This window comes from Lysinibacillus halotolerans, assembly GCF_003711845.1.
Taxonomy (GTDB): domain Bacteria; phylum Bacillota; class Bacilli; order Bacillales_A; family Planococcaceae; genus Ureibacillus; species Ureibacillus halotolerans.
In genome coordinates this window covers 47530-64951 of sequence record NZ_RHLQ01000018.1, presented here as the reverse complement: position 1 = coordinate 64951, position 17422 = coordinate 47530, and the positions used below count along the sequence as shown (strand labels likewise).

Annotated in this window: 17 protein-coding genes and 1 rRNA gene; 7 read left to right on the top strand and 11 right to left on the bottom strand. The window is 36.8% G+C overall.

What is annotated here, in order from left to right:
* Together EC501_RS09090 and EC501_RS09085 are read right to left on the bottom strand one after the other, a co-directional pair.
* Positions 1-323, bottom strand: a 16S ribosomal RNA gene (locus EC501_RS09090); the annotation flags it as partial.
* Between the two features lie 375 nt (positions 324-698).
* Complete coding sequence (locus tag EC501_RS09085) at positions 699-1598, bottom strand: nucleotidyltransferase-like protein (protein ID WP_122971967.1); 900 nt, start codon at positions 1596-1598, stop codon at positions 699-701.
* 172 nt (positions 1599-1770) lie between these two features.
* On the opposite strand from EC501_RS09085, the gene EC501_RS09080 reads away from it, so the two are divergent.
* The gene (locus EC501_RS09080) at positions 1771-2121 is read left to right on the top strand and encodes a YgzB family protein (protein ID WP_122971966.1); all 351 of its coding nucleotides are present in this window, start codon (positions 1771-1773) and stop codon (positions 2119-2121) included.
* A 139-nt stretch (positions 2122-2260) separates the two neighbouring features.
* Here EC501_RS09080 and perR read toward each other — a convergent pair whose 3' ends face one another.
* From perR to bcp, 3 genes are all read right to left on the bottom strand, one after another.
* Positions 2261-2707 (bottom strand): peroxide-responsive transcriptional repressor PerR, encoded by a 447-nt coding sequence (gene perR, locus EC501_RS09075; RefSeq protein WP_122971965.1) that lies wholly within the window; start codon positions 2705-2707, stop codon positions 2261-2263.
* A 217-nt stretch (positions 2708-2924) separates the two neighbouring features.
* The gene (locus tag EC501_RS09070) at positions 2925-3869 is read right to left on the bottom strand and encodes a D-2-hydroxyacid dehydrogenase (protein ID WP_122971964.1); all 945 of its coding nucleotides are present in this window, start codon (positions 3867-3869) and stop codon (positions 2925-2927) included.
* Positions 3869-4342: a thioredoxin-dependent thiol peroxidase gene (bcp, locus tag EC501_RS09065; RefSeq protein WP_122971963.1), complete on the bottom strand. Its 474-nt coding sequence runs from the start codon at positions 4340-4342 to the stop codon at positions 3869-3871. The genes EC501_RS09070 and bcp overlap by 1 nt, the downstream gene beginning before the upstream one ends.
* 119 nt (positions 4343-4461) lie before the next feature.
* Here bcp and EC501_RS09060 point away from each other — a divergent pair, with 119 nt between their 5' ends.
* Positions 4462-5751 (top strand): glutamate-1-semialdehyde 2,1-aminomutase, encoded by a 1290-nt coding sequence (locus EC501_RS09060; RefSeq protein ID WP_122971962.1) that lies wholly within the window; start codon positions 4462-4464, stop codon positions 5749-5751.
* A gap of 126 nt (positions 5752-5877) precedes the next feature.
* Entirely contained in the window at positions 5878-6966 is a 1089-nt protein-coding gene (locus tag EC501_RS09055) for an FUSC family protein (RefSeq protein WP_122971961.1), read from the top strand.
* Between the two features lie 73 nt (positions 6967-7039).
* On the opposite strand, the gene EC501_RS09050 is transcribed toward EC501_RS09055, so the two are convergent.
* On the bottom strand, positions 7040-7657 hold the full coding sequence (locus EC501_RS09050) for a Crp/Fnr family transcriptional regulator (protein WP_122971960.1): 618 nt from the start codon (positions 7655-7657) through the stop codon (positions 7040-7042).
* A gap of 142 nt (positions 7658-7799) precedes the next feature.
* Here EC501_RS09050 and EC501_RS09045 point away from each other — a divergent pair, with 142 nt between their 5' ends.
* The 4 genes from EC501_RS09045 to cysK all read left to right on the top strand — a co-directional run bounded on the left by EC501_RS09045 (position 7800) and on the right by cysK (position 11474).
* Complete coding sequence (locus EC501_RS09045) at positions 7800-8651, top strand: ABC transporter ATP-binding protein (RefSeq protein ID WP_341362639.1); 852 nt, start codon at positions 7800-7802, stop codon at positions 8649-8651.
* The gene (locus EC501_RS09040; RefSeq protein WP_225230316.1) at positions 8617-9366 is read left to right on the top strand and encodes an ABC transporter permease; all 750 of its coding nucleotides are present in this window, start codon (positions 8617-8619) and stop codon (positions 9364-9366) included. Before EC501_RS09045 ends, EC501_RS09040 begins: the two co-directional genes overlap by 35 nt.
* Before the next feature lie 11 nt (positions 9367-9377).
* A complete protein-coding gene (locus tag EC501_RS09035) occupies positions 9378-10397 on the top strand; it encodes an ABC transporter substrate-binding protein (protein ID WP_122971957.1) in 1020 nt (339 codons plus the stop codon).
* A 150-nt stretch (positions 10398-10547) separates the two neighbouring features.
* Positions 10548-11474, top strand: coding sequence for a cysteine synthase A (gene cysK / locus EC501_RS09030; RefSeq protein ID WP_122971956.1), 927 nt, complete (start codon positions 10548-10550; stop codon positions 11472-11474).
* A gap of 30 nt (positions 11475-11504) precedes the next feature.
* On the opposite strand, the gene nikC is transcribed toward cysK, so the two are convergent.
* The 5 genes from nikC to EC501_RS09005 all read right to left on the bottom strand — a co-directional run bounded on the left by nikC (position 11505) and on the right by EC501_RS09005 (position 17166).
* Positions 11505-12407 (bottom strand): nickel transporter permease, encoded by a 903-nt coding sequence (gene nikC, locus EC501_RS09025; protein WP_122971955.1) that lies wholly within the window; start codon positions 12405-12407, stop codon positions 11505-11507.
* Positions 12408-12422: 15 nt separating this feature from the next.
* On the bottom strand, positions 12423-13427 hold the full coding sequence (locus EC501_RS09020; protein ID WP_122971972.1) for an ABC transporter permease: 1005 nt from the start codon (positions 13425-13427) through the stop codon (positions 12423-12425).
* Between the two features lie 122 nt (positions 13428-13549).
* Positions 13550-15166: an ABC transporter substrate-binding protein gene (locus EC501_RS09015; RefSeq protein ID WP_122971954.1), complete on the bottom strand. Its 1617-nt coding sequence runs from the start codon at positions 15164-15166 to the stop codon at positions 13550-13552.
* A 31-nt stretch (positions 15167-15197) separates the two neighbouring features.
* Positions 15198-16172 (bottom strand): ABC transporter ATP-binding protein, encoded by a 975-nt coding sequence (locus EC501_RS09010; protein ID WP_122971953.1) that lies wholly within the window; start codon positions 16170-16172, stop codon positions 15198-15200.
* Positions 16144-17166 (bottom strand): ABC transporter ATP-binding protein, encoded by a 1023-nt coding sequence (locus tag EC501_RS09005; RefSeq protein ID WP_122971952.1) that lies wholly within the window; start codon positions 17164-17166, stop codon positions 16144-16146. Before EC501_RS09005 ends, EC501_RS09010 begins: the two co-directional genes overlap by 29 nt.
* Positions 17167-17422 lie beyond the last annotated feature (256 nt).

Sequence of the window (17422 nt, the reverse complement as noted above, 5' to 3'; positions counted from 1 at the left end):
GTGGCCGATCACCCTCTCAGGTCGGCTACGCATCGTCGCCTTGGTGAGCCGTTACCTCACCAACTAGCTAATGCGCCGCGGGCCCATCCTATAGCGATAGCTAGATGCCATCTTTCAACATTCCATCAGGAAATAAAATGTATTATTCGGTATTAGCCCCGGTTTCCCGGAGTTATCCCCAACTATAGGGCAGGTTGCCCACGTGTTACTCACCCGTCCGCCGCTAACGTCAAAGGAGCAAGCTCCTTATCTGTTCGCTCGACTTGCATGTATTAGGCACGCCGCCAGCGTTCGTCCTGAGCCAGGATCAAACTCTCCATAAAAGAAAATTTGATAAAGCTCAAATTTTTGCTGGCATCATAATGATGTCCAAAATTTCGTTTCAACGATTAAGTCGAAACTGTATTCATTAACGTTTTGTTGTTCAGTTTTCAAAGTTCATAATTATCATGTCGTTTTGCAGCGACTTCTCTATAATAACATTTCACCAAATCTCTGTCAACAACTTTTTTGAAAAAGTTATATCTGAAATAATGTTTATGTTATTAATTTACAACTTGCCTCAGCGACGTTTACAATAATACAACGAGTTTAATAGTTAAGTCAACACTTTTTCTCAAAAAATTTTCGAGGTGTTCATTTTAACACCCCGAAATGGTTAGTATTGCTTATTCTAATGGATTTTCTTCTTATATACTTTACTTTTCACCATTATATTGTGAAATAACAAAATCACGATCTACTTTATAGTGACGGTGATAAATTGAATCACTCTTTGATTCTTTTGGCTCCACGATAATATATCCCTTATCTATTAAAAACTCAACAAATACTTCTAAGTCTTTAGAGTAATATCTTAAATCATGGTGATTATGTAATTCTTGTATTGTCCAAGTATCCTTTAAAAGCATTGTTTCTAAAATATGTTGTGCCCCATCATCGGTTTTGGAGTTAATGAGAAATTCAATCGCTAAAAATAATAGTTCTAATCGCTTTTCTAAACTTTCTGTACTCATTACTAGTTCTTCATAAAGTTTGTAAATCGATGGTTCTATTTTTTTCACTTGGGACCAAACCGTTACTTCCGGATATAATCCGTTATCTATAACAGACAGTCGGGCTAAGTGATGTAATGAATCAACAACATGATGATAAGAATCGAAATAGTTTCCTCTATTAAAAAATTCTTTTCCTTCTAAATAACGTCTAATCAATTTAGAAAATTGAATCCCTGTTTTTATTTTACGACCGAAAAACGGAAACTCCTGTAGCTTTAATCTTAAATTACAAAGATATTCATTACGATCAAATATAACTTTCCCGTGGAAAATCCAATCCACAATTCGTCTGTCTAAACCAACATTTAATCTTTTATTTAATAACTCTTCTGTAATCACATGCATCGCCATTTTTTGATCTTCATGTAAGTAATGTTTTGTAAAAATAGGCATATCCGCTTCTTTTACAATAATTAATAATACGGTATCAAACGTATCGGTAATACTCATTATCTCTTCACGTTTTGTGACTAGAATGACCCCTAATGTTTCAGGTTGACTAGCACGTTCTTGGTAGATCGGGCGCAATATGTGCTCCATAATAATCCTCCTAAATTACGATTACGTTATTTTGTTTCGACATCTTAAAGTAGAATCCTTCTTTTTAAAGAAAATAGAATTGATGATATTTTTCCTTTAAATAATGTTTTTCTATCCGCAAATAAAAAGGTACTATGTTATAGTAGAATCTAGGTTGGGAGGCTAAAGAAATATGGCAAAAAAATATAAAAATAAAATAAATAAAATTCGCTCATTTGCCTTAGCACTTATTTTCATAGGATTCGTTATTATGTACGGGGCGATCTTCTTCCGCGAAAATCAAATTTTAGTTTTAATTTTCATGACTTTAGGTTTACTATGCATTATCGGCAGTACAGTAGTATATGGCTGGATTGGTCTACTTTCAACACGGGCTGTACAAGTTGTTTGTCCAAATTGTAATAGACATACAAAAGTATTAGGACGTGTAGATATGTGTATGTACTGTAATGAACCATTAACACTTGACCCTTCATTAGAAGGAAAAGATTTTGACGAATCTTATAATAGAGGAAAAAAATAAAATGAGGTCGGCTCCTAAATGAGTCGACCTTTTTTCTATTTAATTATACAGTGTAATTTGTTTGTTCAAAAGCGTACTTTCCAAAAGTAATTACAATGTAAAATAAAAAACCTAGCAACGCATCGCTAGGTTTTGCTCATTACAAAACTTGTTTCCCATCATTTTCAAGACAATCTTGACATGTACCATATAATTCTAGGCGGTGTGAGTGAACTTTATAACCCGTTACATGCGATGCAAATTGCTCCACTTCATTTAAGCCCGGATAATGGAAATCAACAATCTTACCACAACATTCACAAATCATGTGATAATGATCGTTTGTAACAAAATCAAATCGACTCGCTGCATCTCCATAAGTTAGTTCCTTCACTAAACCTGCTTCTCGGAATACACGTAAATTATTGTAAACCGTTGCAACACTCATATTGGGAAACTTACCTTCAAGAGCTTTATATATTTCATCTGCAGTTGGATGTGTCATTGATTCGATTAAATATTCCAAAATAGCATGACGTTGCGGAGTAATTCTTACACCAGTTGTCTTTAACGTGTCTAGTGCATCTTTCAAATGCAATTCAGACATCGTCATGCACCTCTTTTCATACATAATTCTTAATTTATAATAGTTATCATTAGTGTAACCAAATCGTTGTAAATAGTCAACAATTCCTTATTGGTAACGGTTACGCTATTGCCTATTTTATCAAAAATTGAATAAAAATCACCGTTAATTATCATAAATATATAATTCTTCTGTAAAAAGGAACTTTATGAATGTTCTCACTTTATGGATAATATTCTCAATAACCTCTCAAAATATCCATTTGATTTTCAATATCAGTATCACCTTTTAACCATTTCTCCAAACTTGGCTTAAAAATTTCTAGACTTCTTTCTAGGTAACGGGACGAATGGCTCGAACAATGAGGCGAAATGGTCACGTTATCTAATTCCCATAATTTATTGTCATATGGTAGTGGCTCTACTTCAAATACATCCAGTACCGCATGATATATTAGTTTTTCTTCTAGGGCACGAATTAATACATCTGTTTCCACCAAATTTCCTCGTCCAAAGTTCATAAAAATGGCATTTTCGCGCATTAGTTGAAAATGTTCATACTTTATCATATGTGTCGTTTCTTCCGTACTCGGTAAAATCGAAATAACAATATCAGCTTTTGGCAACTGTTGTGCTAAATCTGAAATCCGATGTGTCTCATTCATAAATGGTGCATCTTCACCACTTCGATTCAACCCAATTGTATATACTTCAAAGGCTTGAAGAAGTCTACCAATTTCTGCACCAATCGCACCTGGACCAATAATTAAAGCAGTACTTCCATTTAATTCGGTTGGATTTCCTTTTTTATCCCAAATTTTATTTTGTTGATTGTTATAAATATAAGGTAGAGAACGTTTAAGTGATAAAATATGAGCGATAATCGATTCTGCCATTGGCTTTTTATGAATTCCACGCACATTTGAAACGATAATATTTCGATCGGCGATTGCCTTTCTTGGCATTTTCTCAATTCCCGCTGAAGCAACGAAAATCCATTTTAAATTCTTGGCAATTTTAATATGTTCATCATTCAAATCTTCACCATAAGTCACAAGAACATCTGCCTCTGCTAACACTTCATTCTCGATTCGACTATGAAAAGTAAATTCAACTTTGGGGAAATGTTCGATTAACTGCTGTTGTAAATCTGGTCTTGAGTTAAATGTAAAATATACTTTCATTATTTCTTTTCCCCTTCACGCAAATAAGTTAAAACTTCCTCAATATGATTTTTCACTTTTACTTTACGCCATTCCTTTTCTACAATGCCCTCTTCATTAATAAGAAAAGTAGAACGTTCAATCCCCATAAATTCTTTACCATACATTTTCTTTAATACCCAAACTCCATATTTTTCACAAACTTCATGATCTTCATCAACTAGCAATGAAAAGGGCAACCCATATTTTTCAATGAATTTTGTATGTTTCTTTGCATCATCTGCGCTTATACCTAAAATAACAGCATTTAAATCGGAAAATGCCTCGTGTTGATCGCGGAAATCACACGCTTCAGTAGTACAGCCTGGTGTCATATCTTTCGGATAGAAATAAAGAATTACCTTTTTCCCTCTATAATCACTTAAAGTTACTTTTTCTTCTTTTTCATTTAATAAAGTAAAATTTGGTGCTTCCATATTTAATAAAGTTTCCATAAATATTCCTCCCCTTTATTTATATCGTACCGAACAAACATTGGAGTTTCAAATTCTTTGGCATTCAAATGGGAATAGGTCTACAATAAGATGTGTAAATTATGAGGAGGCATTTGAAAATGAATCATACAAAATCTGAACAAATTCACGAAGAAGCATTACAACATATCGTTGGTGGCGTTAATAGTCCATCACGTTCTTATAAAGCGGTAGGCGGCGGTTCACCGGTTGTCATGGCAAGAGGTAAAGGCGCATACTTTTGGGATGTAGACGGTAACCGTTATATCGATTACTTAGCTGCTTATGGTCCAATTATTACAGGATTTGGTCATCCACATATCGCAAAAGCAATCACTCTTGCTGCAGAAACAGGTGTGTTATTTGGAACACCTACAGAACATGAAGTGAAATTTGCCAAAATGTTAAAAGAAGCGATTCCTTCATTGGATAAAGTTCGCTTTACTAATTCAGGTACGGAAGCAGTTATGACAACGGTTCGTGTAGCTCGAGCATATACTGGACGTACAAAAATTATTAAATTCGCTGGATGTTATCACGGACATTTTGACCAAGTATTAGTTGCTGCAGGATCTGGTCCTGCTACTTTAGGATCCCCAGATTCAGCAGGTGTACCGGTAGCCGTAGCGACAGAAGTGATTACCGTTCCTTTCAACGATAAAGAACAATTCCAATTAGCAATGGATAAATGGGGAGATGAAGTTGCAGCCATTCTAATTGAACCAATCGTAGGGAATTTCGGGATCGTTGAACCAAACAAAGGATTTTTAGAATACGTTCATACTGTGGCGAAGGAAAAAGGAGCTTTAACGATTCACGATGAAGTTATTACAGCATTCCGTTTCCATTACGGTGCAGCTCAAGACTTACTAGGTTTAACTCCAGATTTAACTGCGATGGGTAAAATTATCGGCGGTGGTCTACCAATCGGTGCTTACGGTGGTCGTAAGGAAATTATGGAAACAGTTGCTCCCCTTGGACCTGCTTACCAAGCTGGAACAATGGCTGGAAATCCAGCGTCTATGCTTGCAGGAATTGCATGTCTTGAAGTGTTAAAACAACCTGGTGTTTACGAAGAAATGGATCGACTAGGGGCAATGTTGGAAAAAGGCATTTTACAATCAGCTGAAAAACATGGTGTAACAATAACAATAAACCGATTAAAAGGTGCTTTAACTGTTTACTTTACAAATGAAAAAGTAGAAAACTACGAACAAGCTGAAAACTCTGATGGGGAAATGTTTGGACGTTTCTTTAAATTAATGCTTTCAAAGGGTGTTAATTTAGCACCGTCTAAATATGAAGCTTGGTTCTTAACGACAGAACATACAGAACAGGATATTTTAGAAACAATTGAAGCTGTCGACTATGCTTTCTCACAATTAAAATAAGTCAAAACCATGTTAAGTTGATTATAATGTGAATCTTTCATGAAACTAGTTGACCAATGGGAAAATATTAGGTAAAGTAATGTGATTTCAATCATATGTTTCTTGAAAGAGAGGATTTATTTTTTAATGCAAGTAGGTGCCCGTGTTTTAAAAACAGGTTTTGCTATTGTATTTGCCCTTTTTTTAGCGGAATTACTGAACTTACCTTCTCCTGTTTTTGCTGGGATTGCAGCTATATTTGCAATCCAACCTTCTATTTACCGGTCTTATTTAACGATTATTGAACAACTTCAAGGGAATTTCATAGGTGCAACAATCGCAGTTACCTTCGGGTTAATATTTGGCCATCATACCGTTACAATTGGACTTGCAGCAATTATCGTTATCGCGATAATGCTTAAGTTCAAATTAAACAGTTCCCTGTCCCTTGCCCTTGTAACTGTAGTTGCAATTATGGTTTATGAAGGAGAAGACTTTTTAGAATTTGGAATTATACGTTTTATAACTGTTATGGTAGGTGTATTTGCAGCCTTTCTAGTGAATCTCGTATTCATCCCACCACGCTATGAAATAAAATTATTTAAAATGATCGATTCATTGCAGGATGATATTATTCGTTGGACTCGCTTAGCTGCTAGACAAGCGTCTGAACATACATCAACGAAAAACGCTCTTAATAAATTCCATAGCCGTTTATCGGGGATTGAAAATATGTATGATTTCTATAAAGAAGAGCGCCATTATTCTAAGAAAAAACGATTTATACAAGCCCGAAAACTTGTTATGTATCGACAAATGATTATCACGACGAAAAAAAGTTTAGAGCTTTTGCATCGTTTAAATAAACATGAAAATGAAATAGCTAATTTACCCGTTCCGTTTCGAACGATGATTCAAGAACGTTTAGATTTTCTTCTTACTTTCCACGAACAATTATTATTGAAATTTACTGGTAAGTTAAAACCCGAACATTCAAAGTGGGTCGACGAAGAAGACGACAAACATGCGGACGTTATGGAACACCTTATCCAACAAATCGCCTTTGAACAAAATCGAGAAGGTGAAGAAGAGTTTTCAAGTTATCATTTGTTTTACATCTTCTCCCGCCTCCTTGACTATGAGGAGAATTTAGAACACTTAGATACTTTAATTGTTTCTTTCCGAAGCTATCATAGTACAGAAAAAAATTCGGATTTAGAAGAGGATTTCTACTAAAAAACTACCCATAAAGGGACGTCAAATCCATGGTACAAGATGGATTTGATGAAACCTTTGGGTAGTTTTTTAATTATTGAAGTTTTTCTAAGTCCATTAGTTGAATAAATCCCCGTTCATATTGAATAACTCCTTCCTTTTTCCACTTACTTAAATAAGTCGTTACCTTTTGACGGCTACAGCCAATCATAAAAGATATTTCCTCGTGGGTTAAAGGAATACTGATTGTTAAAATATTATTTTCTACTTTTGCTAACTTCTTCAAAAGCCAGCCAAGTCGTTCAGGAATCGTCATTTTAGAATGAACATAGACAAATTCTTGAGCCTCTATTAATCGTTTCCCTAAGGAATAAAATAAGCTTCGTTCCATTTCAGATAATTTATTCAAATGTTGAGTTAAAATTTCTATCGGTAAAACAAATAATTCAACATCCGTCATCGCAACGGCATATTGAGTATGCTCTAACCGGTTGTTTAATCGATCTAGAAATCCAAACATTTCCCCCATTCGAATTAAGGAAATCGTAACTGGATGTCCATCGTCTCCATCGATCGCAATTTTAACGATTCCGTCATTTAAAAAATATACGTTATTTGCTTCTTCTCCAGCTTGATAAATAATTTGTCCTTTTCTAGCATGTATTTTCTTACCAAGCTGTTCTATTAACTTCAATGAACTATCTAATTCCATTGTTTCCCTCTCCCTTATAATTCTATTATATAAATTATTCTGAAATTTTGTAACAAAAGTGACAGAAAGAAGCGAATACAACACATAAAATAAATTAAAACTTAGTATTTTAATATGTTTTATAGGAATGGAGGGATTTATTTTGTCAAATGAACATATTATTCTAAAAAATGTTCATAAGGAATTTCAAAGTAATGAGCATGCTCCAACAATTGCGTTAGATGACGTTTCATTAACTATTAATAAAGGTGAGTTTATCTCCTTATTAGGCCCTTCTGGTTGTGGGAAATCCACACTTTTAAATATTATTGCAGGACTTGAAGAACATTCTTCTGGCACTTTTTTAGTCAATGATAGTCCGGTAAAGGGACCCGGGAACGATCGAATCGTTGTCTTCCAAGAATCTGGTTTATTCCCTTGGATGACAGTTCTTGAAAATGTTATGTATGGTCTACTGATTAAAAAAATACCTAAGGAAGAAGCTAAGGAGCGGGCGATGACATGGTTACAAAAAGTACACCTTGGGAAGTTTGCCCATTCTATGCCCCATCAATTGTCTGGAGGCATGAAGCAACGGGTGGCGATTGCCCGTGCCCTTGTAATGGATCCGGAAATCCTTTTAATGGATGAACCATTTGCTGCTTTAGATGAACAAACTCGTATGGTTTTACATAAAGAACTGGAAACATTGTGGAGTGAAACTGGAAAGACCATCCTTTTTGTCACTCATAATATTCGTGAAGCAGTTGTATTATCGGACCGCATCGTTTTAATGAAGACGCGTCCTGGAGGTATTAAAAATGTTTTTCCTGTACAGGCGTCTCGTCCGCGCAAATCTTCAGACAGCATTTTAATACATTTAGAGAATCGTATATTAACAGAGCTGGAGCAGGAAATGGAAAAAGTGCTGAAGGAGGAATTAGGTAGTGACTACTCTCTTGAGAAGGATCGTCTTCGTGTTGATCCTCATAACAATATGGGAAGCGATATCTAAATTCGACATCTTCCCTGCCTTTATGTGGCCACCTTTAATCATTCCGAATGATCCAGGTGGTGTCACAATACTAAAAACGTTAGTAAACGGATTAATGACTGGACAATTAATTGAAGCAACTAGCGCTTCCCTTGTGCGATTATTTGTTGGCTTCTTTATCGCAGTCGTTATCGGATTAATACTTGGATATTTAATTTATAAATACAAAGTAATTGACGATACCCTTGGTTTCTTTGTCACAAGTTTACAAGCTATCCCAAATATCGTATGGATGCCTTTAGCTATTCTTTGGTTCGGTTTAGGGGTCGGTTCCGTTATTTTCATTGTCATATTAGGAGCGGCGTTATCTATTATTATTACGTCAAGTGCCGCCTTTAAAAGTGTACCTCCCTTGCTAATTCGAGTAGCGAAAACAATGGGTTCAGACGGATTCCATTTATTCCGTACTGTTATTTTTAAAGCAACGGTACCTCAATTAATTTCAGGTTTACGTTTAGCATGGGCACTTGCTTGGCGGGCAGTATTATCAGGGGAATTACTCGGAGGAAGCGGGGGTCTCGGAACCCTTTTAGACCTTGGACGCTCCATACAAGCAATGGATTTAATCTTTAGTATTATTATTATCATCGGTGTCATTGGTTCCTTTATCGATAACTTTATTTTTGTACGTATTGAACGTTATGCATTAAGAAAATGGGGTATGCAAACAGTTTAGGAGATGAAAAAATGAAAAAGAAGCATTTTTTATTTTTAACAATGATGACCCTGATGACTATTATCCTTGCAGCATGTAGTCATAGTGAAGCTTCTTCCAACGAAGAAAAGGATCAAGCTTCCACTGTTCGAATCGGGTACTTTCCGAATATGACCCATATCGCAACAATCGTCGCACTAGAAAAGGGCTATTTCCAACAACAACTAGGCGATGATGTTACCATTTCAACGAAAACCTTTAACGATGGTACTGCCTTCATGGAGGCAATGTCTACGAACGCCATCGATATCGGAACAGTTGGCCCTACACCTGCATTAAACACTTATACGAGACATCCACAACATGAAATTATTGCTGGTGCTGTCAATGCCGGGGCAGTACTTGTCGTACGAGGCGATTCAAATATTACTAGTGTAGAAGATTTGGCAGGTAAAACGGTTGCAGTACCTGCTTACGGTAGTACACAGGACATTGGGTTAATGAAATCCCTTAAAGATGCAGGTTTAAAAGTAAAATTAAGCGGTGGAAATGTCAATTCCATTAAACTAGCTTCTGCTGATACAGCATCCTTAATGTTAAGAGGAGACATTGATGCTGCAGCAGCACAAGAACCGTGGGGGGTTAACATTGAAACGAACGGAAAAGCAAAACTTTTACTAGATGAAAAGGAATTTGCTTGGGGTAGTGAATCGACTAACACCGTTGTAGCTGCACGTAAGGCATTTACATTAAACAATCCAAAGTTGACAAAAAAAATATTAAAAGCGCATCTACAAGCCATTGATTTTATTAAACAAAATCCTGAAGAAGCTATACAGTTATTCCTTGACCACGTAAAAAAAATTACTGGTAAGGACCTTTCAAAGGAAGAAGTGACAAAATCTTTTGATCGTATAACGCCAACATCGGAAATAAATGAAGAGATTATTAAAGAGATGGCAACTATTTCAAAGGAAGCAGGTTATATTACAACGGATAATATCGACGGCTTATTAAACCTTAGTTTCTTAGAAGCAGTTTCAAACGAATAATTTCATCCGTTTCTAAAGGAACTTTAGCTGTTTTAACTTATCCCCTATACTCGTCACTTTTGAATAACCGTATTATACTGTATAGAGTAAGAAAAGCTAGGTTGGACTCTTGCCTAGCTTTTTCAAAATTTTTTTGAAAGGTGTTTCATAATGAAAATACATGACTCCATTCTTGAATTAATAGGAAACACACCGATTGTAAAATTAAATGCATTACCTGATGCGAACGGTGCGAAAGTTTATATGAAATTAGAATCTTTTAATCCAGGTGGCAGCGTTAAAGATCGAGCTGCTTTTAATATGATTGAACAAGCAGAAATTGAAGGGAAACTGATTCCAGGAGTGAGTACTGTAATTGAACCAACTAGTGGGAATACAGGAATTGGTCTCGCTATGGTATGTGCGGTAAAGGGTTACCGATGTATTATTACAATGCCTGACAATGCTACAAAAGAACGGGTACAGTTAATGCGAGCTTACGGTGCAGAAGTCCATTTAACCTCTGCAAGCTTACGTATGCAAGGATCTATCGATGAAGCAGTACGAATTGCTGAAAGTATTCCAAATAGCTTTATCCCATTACAATTCGAAAATAATGCAAATGCTGATGCCCATCGTCAAACAACTGCTATTGAAATTTTAAATGCCTTTGACAATAAACTAGATGTTCTCGTATTGACAGCAGGAACAGGTGGAACCGTAACCGGAACGGGGGAAGAATTGAAGAAGGTTATGCCCGATTTAAAAATTTATGTAGTAGAACCAGCAGGCTCCCCAGTATTAGCTGGTGGTAATCCAGGACCTCATAAAATACCTGGAACTGGTCCGGGATTTATTCCAAAAATATTAAATCAAACAATATATGATGAAATTCTTCACATTGAAGATCTCGATGCCCAAACTACTGCAAGACGTCTTGGTACGGAAGAAGGAATTTTAGTAGGAGCTTCCGGCGCTGCTTCTGCTTACTTCGCGTTGCAAATAGCTAAACAACTTCCTCCGAATGCAAAGGTGTTATGCATTGCGCCCGATACAGGGGAACGTTATTTATCATCCGATTTATTTCCGTACGAATAAAGGGAGAGCTAAATTCGCTCCCCCTTCCCTTTAATTTTTCATTTTAGGATCTAACGCATCTCGCAAACCATCCCCCATTAAATTAAAGCCAAGCACGGTTAACATGATAGCCAATCCAGGGAAAATCATCGTCCATGGTGCAGTCATAAGATGGATCCGAGCGTCCGATAACATTTTCCCCCATTCAGGTTGGGGCGCTTCTGCACCGAGCCCAAGGAAACTTAATGCAGCCGCTTCAATAATAGCCGTTGCAATAGCTAACGTACCTTGTACAATGACTGGCGATAAGGAATTAGGCAAAATGTGTTTCCATAATATTCGAGAATCCTTCATTCCTATAGCCTTTGCTGCTACAATGTATTCCTCTTCCTTTACACTTAAAACTTTAGAGCGAATTAATCGCCCGAAATTCGGGATATTAATAATCGCTATCGCAATAAGGGCATTTTGTAAAGAAGGACCTAATATTGATACGATAGCAATAGCTAAAAGTATACTAGGGAAAGCTAGCATAATATCAAAAACTCTTGAAATAATCGTATCTATCCAGCGGCCATAATAGCCAGAGATAATTCCAAGAAAACTCCCTACTATAGCTGAAACGATAACCGATAAAAATCCGACCGCCAAAGAAATTCTCGCTCCGTAAACTACTCTTGAAAAAATGTCCCTTCCAAAGTCGTCTGTACCAAACCAATATTCACTGGATGGAGGTGCAAGTCTTAAGCTTGAGTCTTGTAATTTTTGTTCATTTATTCCTTCTGGCGCAATCAATGGACCAAATACAGCTAAAAGGATGAAAAATACAACAATGGCTGTTCCAACGAGGGCGGCTTTACTTTTTCGAAAGCTGCGCCACGCCTCTTTCCATGGTCCAACTACTTTCTCTTCTTTCGTCGATAAATCGACTGAATTTGAGACCAATTCAGGCATCATTCCCTCTCCCTTCTAGTTATATTTAATCCTTGAATCGATGATTGTATATAAAATATCAACAACCAAGTTAATGATGACAAACATAAAGGCAACGATTAAAATACCCGATTGAATGACTGTATAATCACGGTAACCTATAGCCTCGTAAATATAACGGCCGATTCCTGGCCAACTGAATATCGTTTCCGTTAAAATAGCTCCACCTAATAACAAGCCCGTTTGTAATCCAATTACTGTTAAGATCGGAATAAGGGCATTTTTTAATGCGTGCTTATAAATCACTTTCACCATTTTTTGCCCTTTTGCTCGAGCAGTACGAATATAATCTGAGCGCATTACTTCCAACATGGAAGAGCGGGTCATTCTGGCAATAATCGCCATCGGAATCGTTGCAAGGGCAAAGGCCGGTAAGATTAAATGCTGAATCGTTACCCAAAATTGATCAAAACGTCCTTGAATCAATGTATCGACTAAATAGAAATGGGTAATTGCTTCAACAGGTGCTCGCACCTCTTCCCTTCCGGAAGTAGGCAACCAATTTAACTCTAAACTAAATACCCATTGCTCCATTAAACCAAGCCAGAAAATCGGTACAGATACACCGATTAAAGCAATAACCATTGCAATATAGTCAAACCAAGAGTTTTGGAACCAAGCCGAAATAATTCCGGCATTCATTCCGATAAGGATAGCTAAAATCATCGCAAAGAAGGCTAATTCCATAGTGGCAGCTAAATAGGGCCAAATTTCACTAGTGATCGGCTGACTTGTACGTAGCGACTCTCCTAAATCGCCAGTTAGTAGTCCTTTTAAATAATCGAAGTATTGAATATACCATGGCTGATCGAGTCCTAATTTATCTCTTAACGCTTTAATCGCTTCCTCTGTCGCTTGCTGACCTAAAATGACTTGAGCAGGATCTCCTGGTATTGCACGAATAATTAAAAACACAATAAATGTCATTCCTAATAGCACAGGTATTAAATGAAGAATTCGTTTACCTATGTAGCGAAGCATATCTTCACCTCTTTCGTTAGAATGCATGAATGAAAGAATGGGAGGTAAAAATACCCCCCATTTTTTTAATGTCTATTAACAAAATTCGTAAGCAGCTTGGCACTTATTCAAGCAATAGACACTTATTGAATCGATACATTAATTAAACTTTCAGATCCAGTTGGGTGAGGTAAATAATCTGTAACACCTTTTTTCGCAGCAAGTAATGGCGTTGAATGGGCTAATGGTACCCACGGTGCATCTTCATGGATAATAACTTGTGCTTGTTTATAAAGATCATTTCGCTTTTCTTCATCCGTTTCAGTTTGAGCAGCAATTAATAATTCATGAACTTCATCATTCGAATAATAAGCATAGTTATTACTTCCAATCGTATCTTTATCTAACAATGTATAAAGGAAGTTGTCCGCGTCACCGTTATCGCCTGTCCAACCCATTAAAAAGGCATCCGCTTCACCATTTTTTGCCTTTTCTAAATATGTTGCCCATTCAAAAGTTACGATTTTAGATGGAATACCAACGTCCGCTAAATTTTTCTGAATGGCTTCAGCAACCTTTTGACCGTCTGGCATATATGGGCGTGGAACTGGCATTGCCCAAAGCTCAATTTCTTCACCGTCATACCCTGCTTCAGCTAATAATTCTTTTGCTTTTTCAGGGTCATATGGATATCCTTCGATTTCTTCGTTATAACCACTAATCGAAGAAGGCATTGGGTTTACAGCTACTTCAGCTCTACCTTGGAAGAAGGCATCGACAATCGCTTGTTTATCAATCGCATAGTTGACAGCTTGTCTAACAAGTACATTGTCAAAAGGTTTTCGTGTAGATGTTAACCCTAGATAACCAATGTTCATAGATGGACGTTCGATTAATTGTAGTTCAGAATTGGATTCTACAGTTGCTGCATCAGACGGATTAATACCATCTGCTAAATCGATTTCTCCAGTTGTTAATGCATTTAAACGAGCAGAGTTATCGGGAATGGAACGGAAAATAATTTTGTCTAATTTCGGTAATCCTTCTTGCCAGTAATCTTCATTTTTCTCAACTGTAATTGAATCGTTTCGCTTCCATTCAACAAATTTAAATGGACCAGTTCCTACCGGATTATCTCCAAAGGCATCACCCGCTGATTCAAAGGCAGTCGGTGATGCAATAGCAAATGGACTCATCGCAATATTTTTTAAGAACGGTGCTTGTGGACGCGTAAGGGTAAAGACAACCGTGTAATCATCAACAGCTTCTACACTTTTAATAATATCTTCCCCTTCAGATTTAAACATGGAATGGAAATAATAAAACTTTTCTTCAGCGCCACCTTTCCAACGTTCAACGTTTTTCACCACTGCCTCAGCGTTAAAATCTGTTCCGTCATGGAATTTAACACCTTCCTGTAGGTGGAATGTATATGTTAGACCATCCTCACTAACTTCCCATTCCTTCGCTAAACCTGGCTGTACCGTCGTATCTTGTTCACCAAAGTTTAGTAATGTCTCAAAAATATTTTCTGTTACTTTAAAAGACTCACTATCTGTTACAATGGCTGGATCTAATGAGACAGAGTCTCCACCACGACCGAATACTAAAGTTTGAGGTACTGCTTCTTCTGTATCTCCACTTGTGTCTGTGTCTGCTGGTTCTTCTGAAGTACCTTCTTCTCCGCTACATGCAGCTAGCACTACTAAAAGAACTAGTAATAAAAATAGTTTTAGAGACCAAAACTTCCCTGTTTTCATAGTTACCCTCCCAATTTCTTTGTTCTATATGTCATTGCTGCGCTTCATTAAATAAATGGCACGCAACAGAGTGACCTGGTTTGACTTCTACTAAATCTGGAACTGTCATTTTGCAAGTAAGCGTTGCATATGGACATCTAGTTTGGAAAGTACATCCCTTATTTGGAATGGCATTCGAAACATCACCTGTGAGAATAATTTTTTCCCGTTCATAAGTAGGATCAGGAATCGGTACGGCTGATAACAAAGCTTGCGTATACGGGTGTAATGGTTCCGCATATAAAGATTCACTATCAGCTAACTCTACAAATCTACCTAAATACATTACGCCTACCCGATCACTAATATGGCGAACTACCCCTAAATCGTGGGCAATGAAAATATACGTTAGCTTTAACTCTTGCTGTAATCTTTGCATTAAATTTAAAACTTGTGCTTGAATCGAAACATCTAATGCAGATACCGGCTCATCAGCAATAATTAGCTTCGGATTTGTCATTAAAGCTCTAGCAATACCGATACGCTGTCTTTGCCCACCACTAAATTGATGGGGATAGCGCTTTGCATGATATGAGCTCAAGCCGACAATTTCTAAATATTCCTCAACCCTATTTTTTCGTTCCGTTGAATTTCCGATATCATGGACAATCAGCGGTTCTTCTAAAATTTTCTTTACCGTATGCCTTGGGTTTAATGATGCATAGGGATCTTGAAATACCATTTGAATATCTCGCCTTGCTTTTCGCATCTCTTGTTTTGATAATGAAGAAAGTTCTACACCGTTAAACTTAATTGATCCATCTGTTGGTTCAAGAAGACGCATGATCATCCGACCAGTCGTTGACTTTCCGCAACCCGACTCCCCTACGATTCCTAGGGTTTCTCCTTCATAAACTTGAAATGAAACGTCATCGACTGCCTTCACATGGGGGCCCTTTTTTAAAGAACTCGTTCCCTTTGGAAAATATTTTTTTAAGTTATCGACTTTCAATAGCACGTTCTGCAAATGGAATTCCCTCCGTTTCCTGTAAGAAGCATCTTGATTTATGGACAAAGGAAGAGCTTACTTCGTATAATGGCGGATTTTCTGTAAAGCACCGTTCCGCAGCAAATTCACAACGGGGAGCAAATCGACAACCAGTTTGAATGGAACCAGGCTTTGGTACATTACCTTTAATGGAATATAAAGTTTCCTTTTTATAACGCATGTCAGGAACAGATTGGATTAGACCTTTCGTATATGGATGTTGAGGATTTTTGAATATTTCAGATATGGGAGCTTCTTCGACAATTTGACCAGCATACATAACGATTACCCGTTCACACGTTTCAGCAACAACACCTAAATCATGGGTAATGAGTAAAACTGCCGTCTTAAATTGTTTATTCAACTCTTTCATTAACTTTAATATTTGAGCTTGTATTGTAACGTCTAGGGCAGTAGTAGGCTCATCGGCGATTAATAGTTTTGGATTACATAGTAGAGCCATTGCAATCATGACCCGTTGTCTCATCCCGCCTGATAATTGATGGGGATAGTCTTTCATTAATTCTTCTGCCCTTGGTAATCCAACCAGTTTCATCATTTCAATCGCTCTATTCGCTGCATCCTTATTCTTCATACCTTTGTTATGGATTAAAATGGCTTCTGTTAGTTGATTCCCAATAGTGTATAAAGGATTTAAAGAAGTCATCGGTTCTTGAAATATCATTGCCACTTCTTTTCCACGAATTTTACGCATTTCCTTTTCTGTTTGCTTTGTTAAATCTAACTCATTTAGAAGGATCTGACCTGATGTGATCTTTCCAGGAGGAGATGGTACGAGCCCCATAATAGACAGAGAGGTAACACTTTTCCCACAGCCTGACTCTCCTACAATAGCTAATATTTCTCCTTCATTAATATGAAAGTCTATATGATCAACTGCTGGTACTTTTCCATCGTCAGTAAAGAAAGTTGTTTCCAAATCTTTAACTTGTAATAGTACTTTTTTTTCCATCTTGTACCCCCTCGCATAACGCTAATTTACAAATCTATCATTCTATTTCGTTCTCTATTTGCTTAAAAACAATAATAGATTTGAATTCTCTTAATCATATGTTTTTATGATAAAATACCTTAAATTAACACAAAACTTCAATGTAATTTTCTCGACAAAAAGCAACAGTTATACTGCTTTAATCGATTAAATTCTGGTTCACTAAAATTTGAAAACGTATATAAACAGTGGATTATACATCAAATTTTTGCAAAAA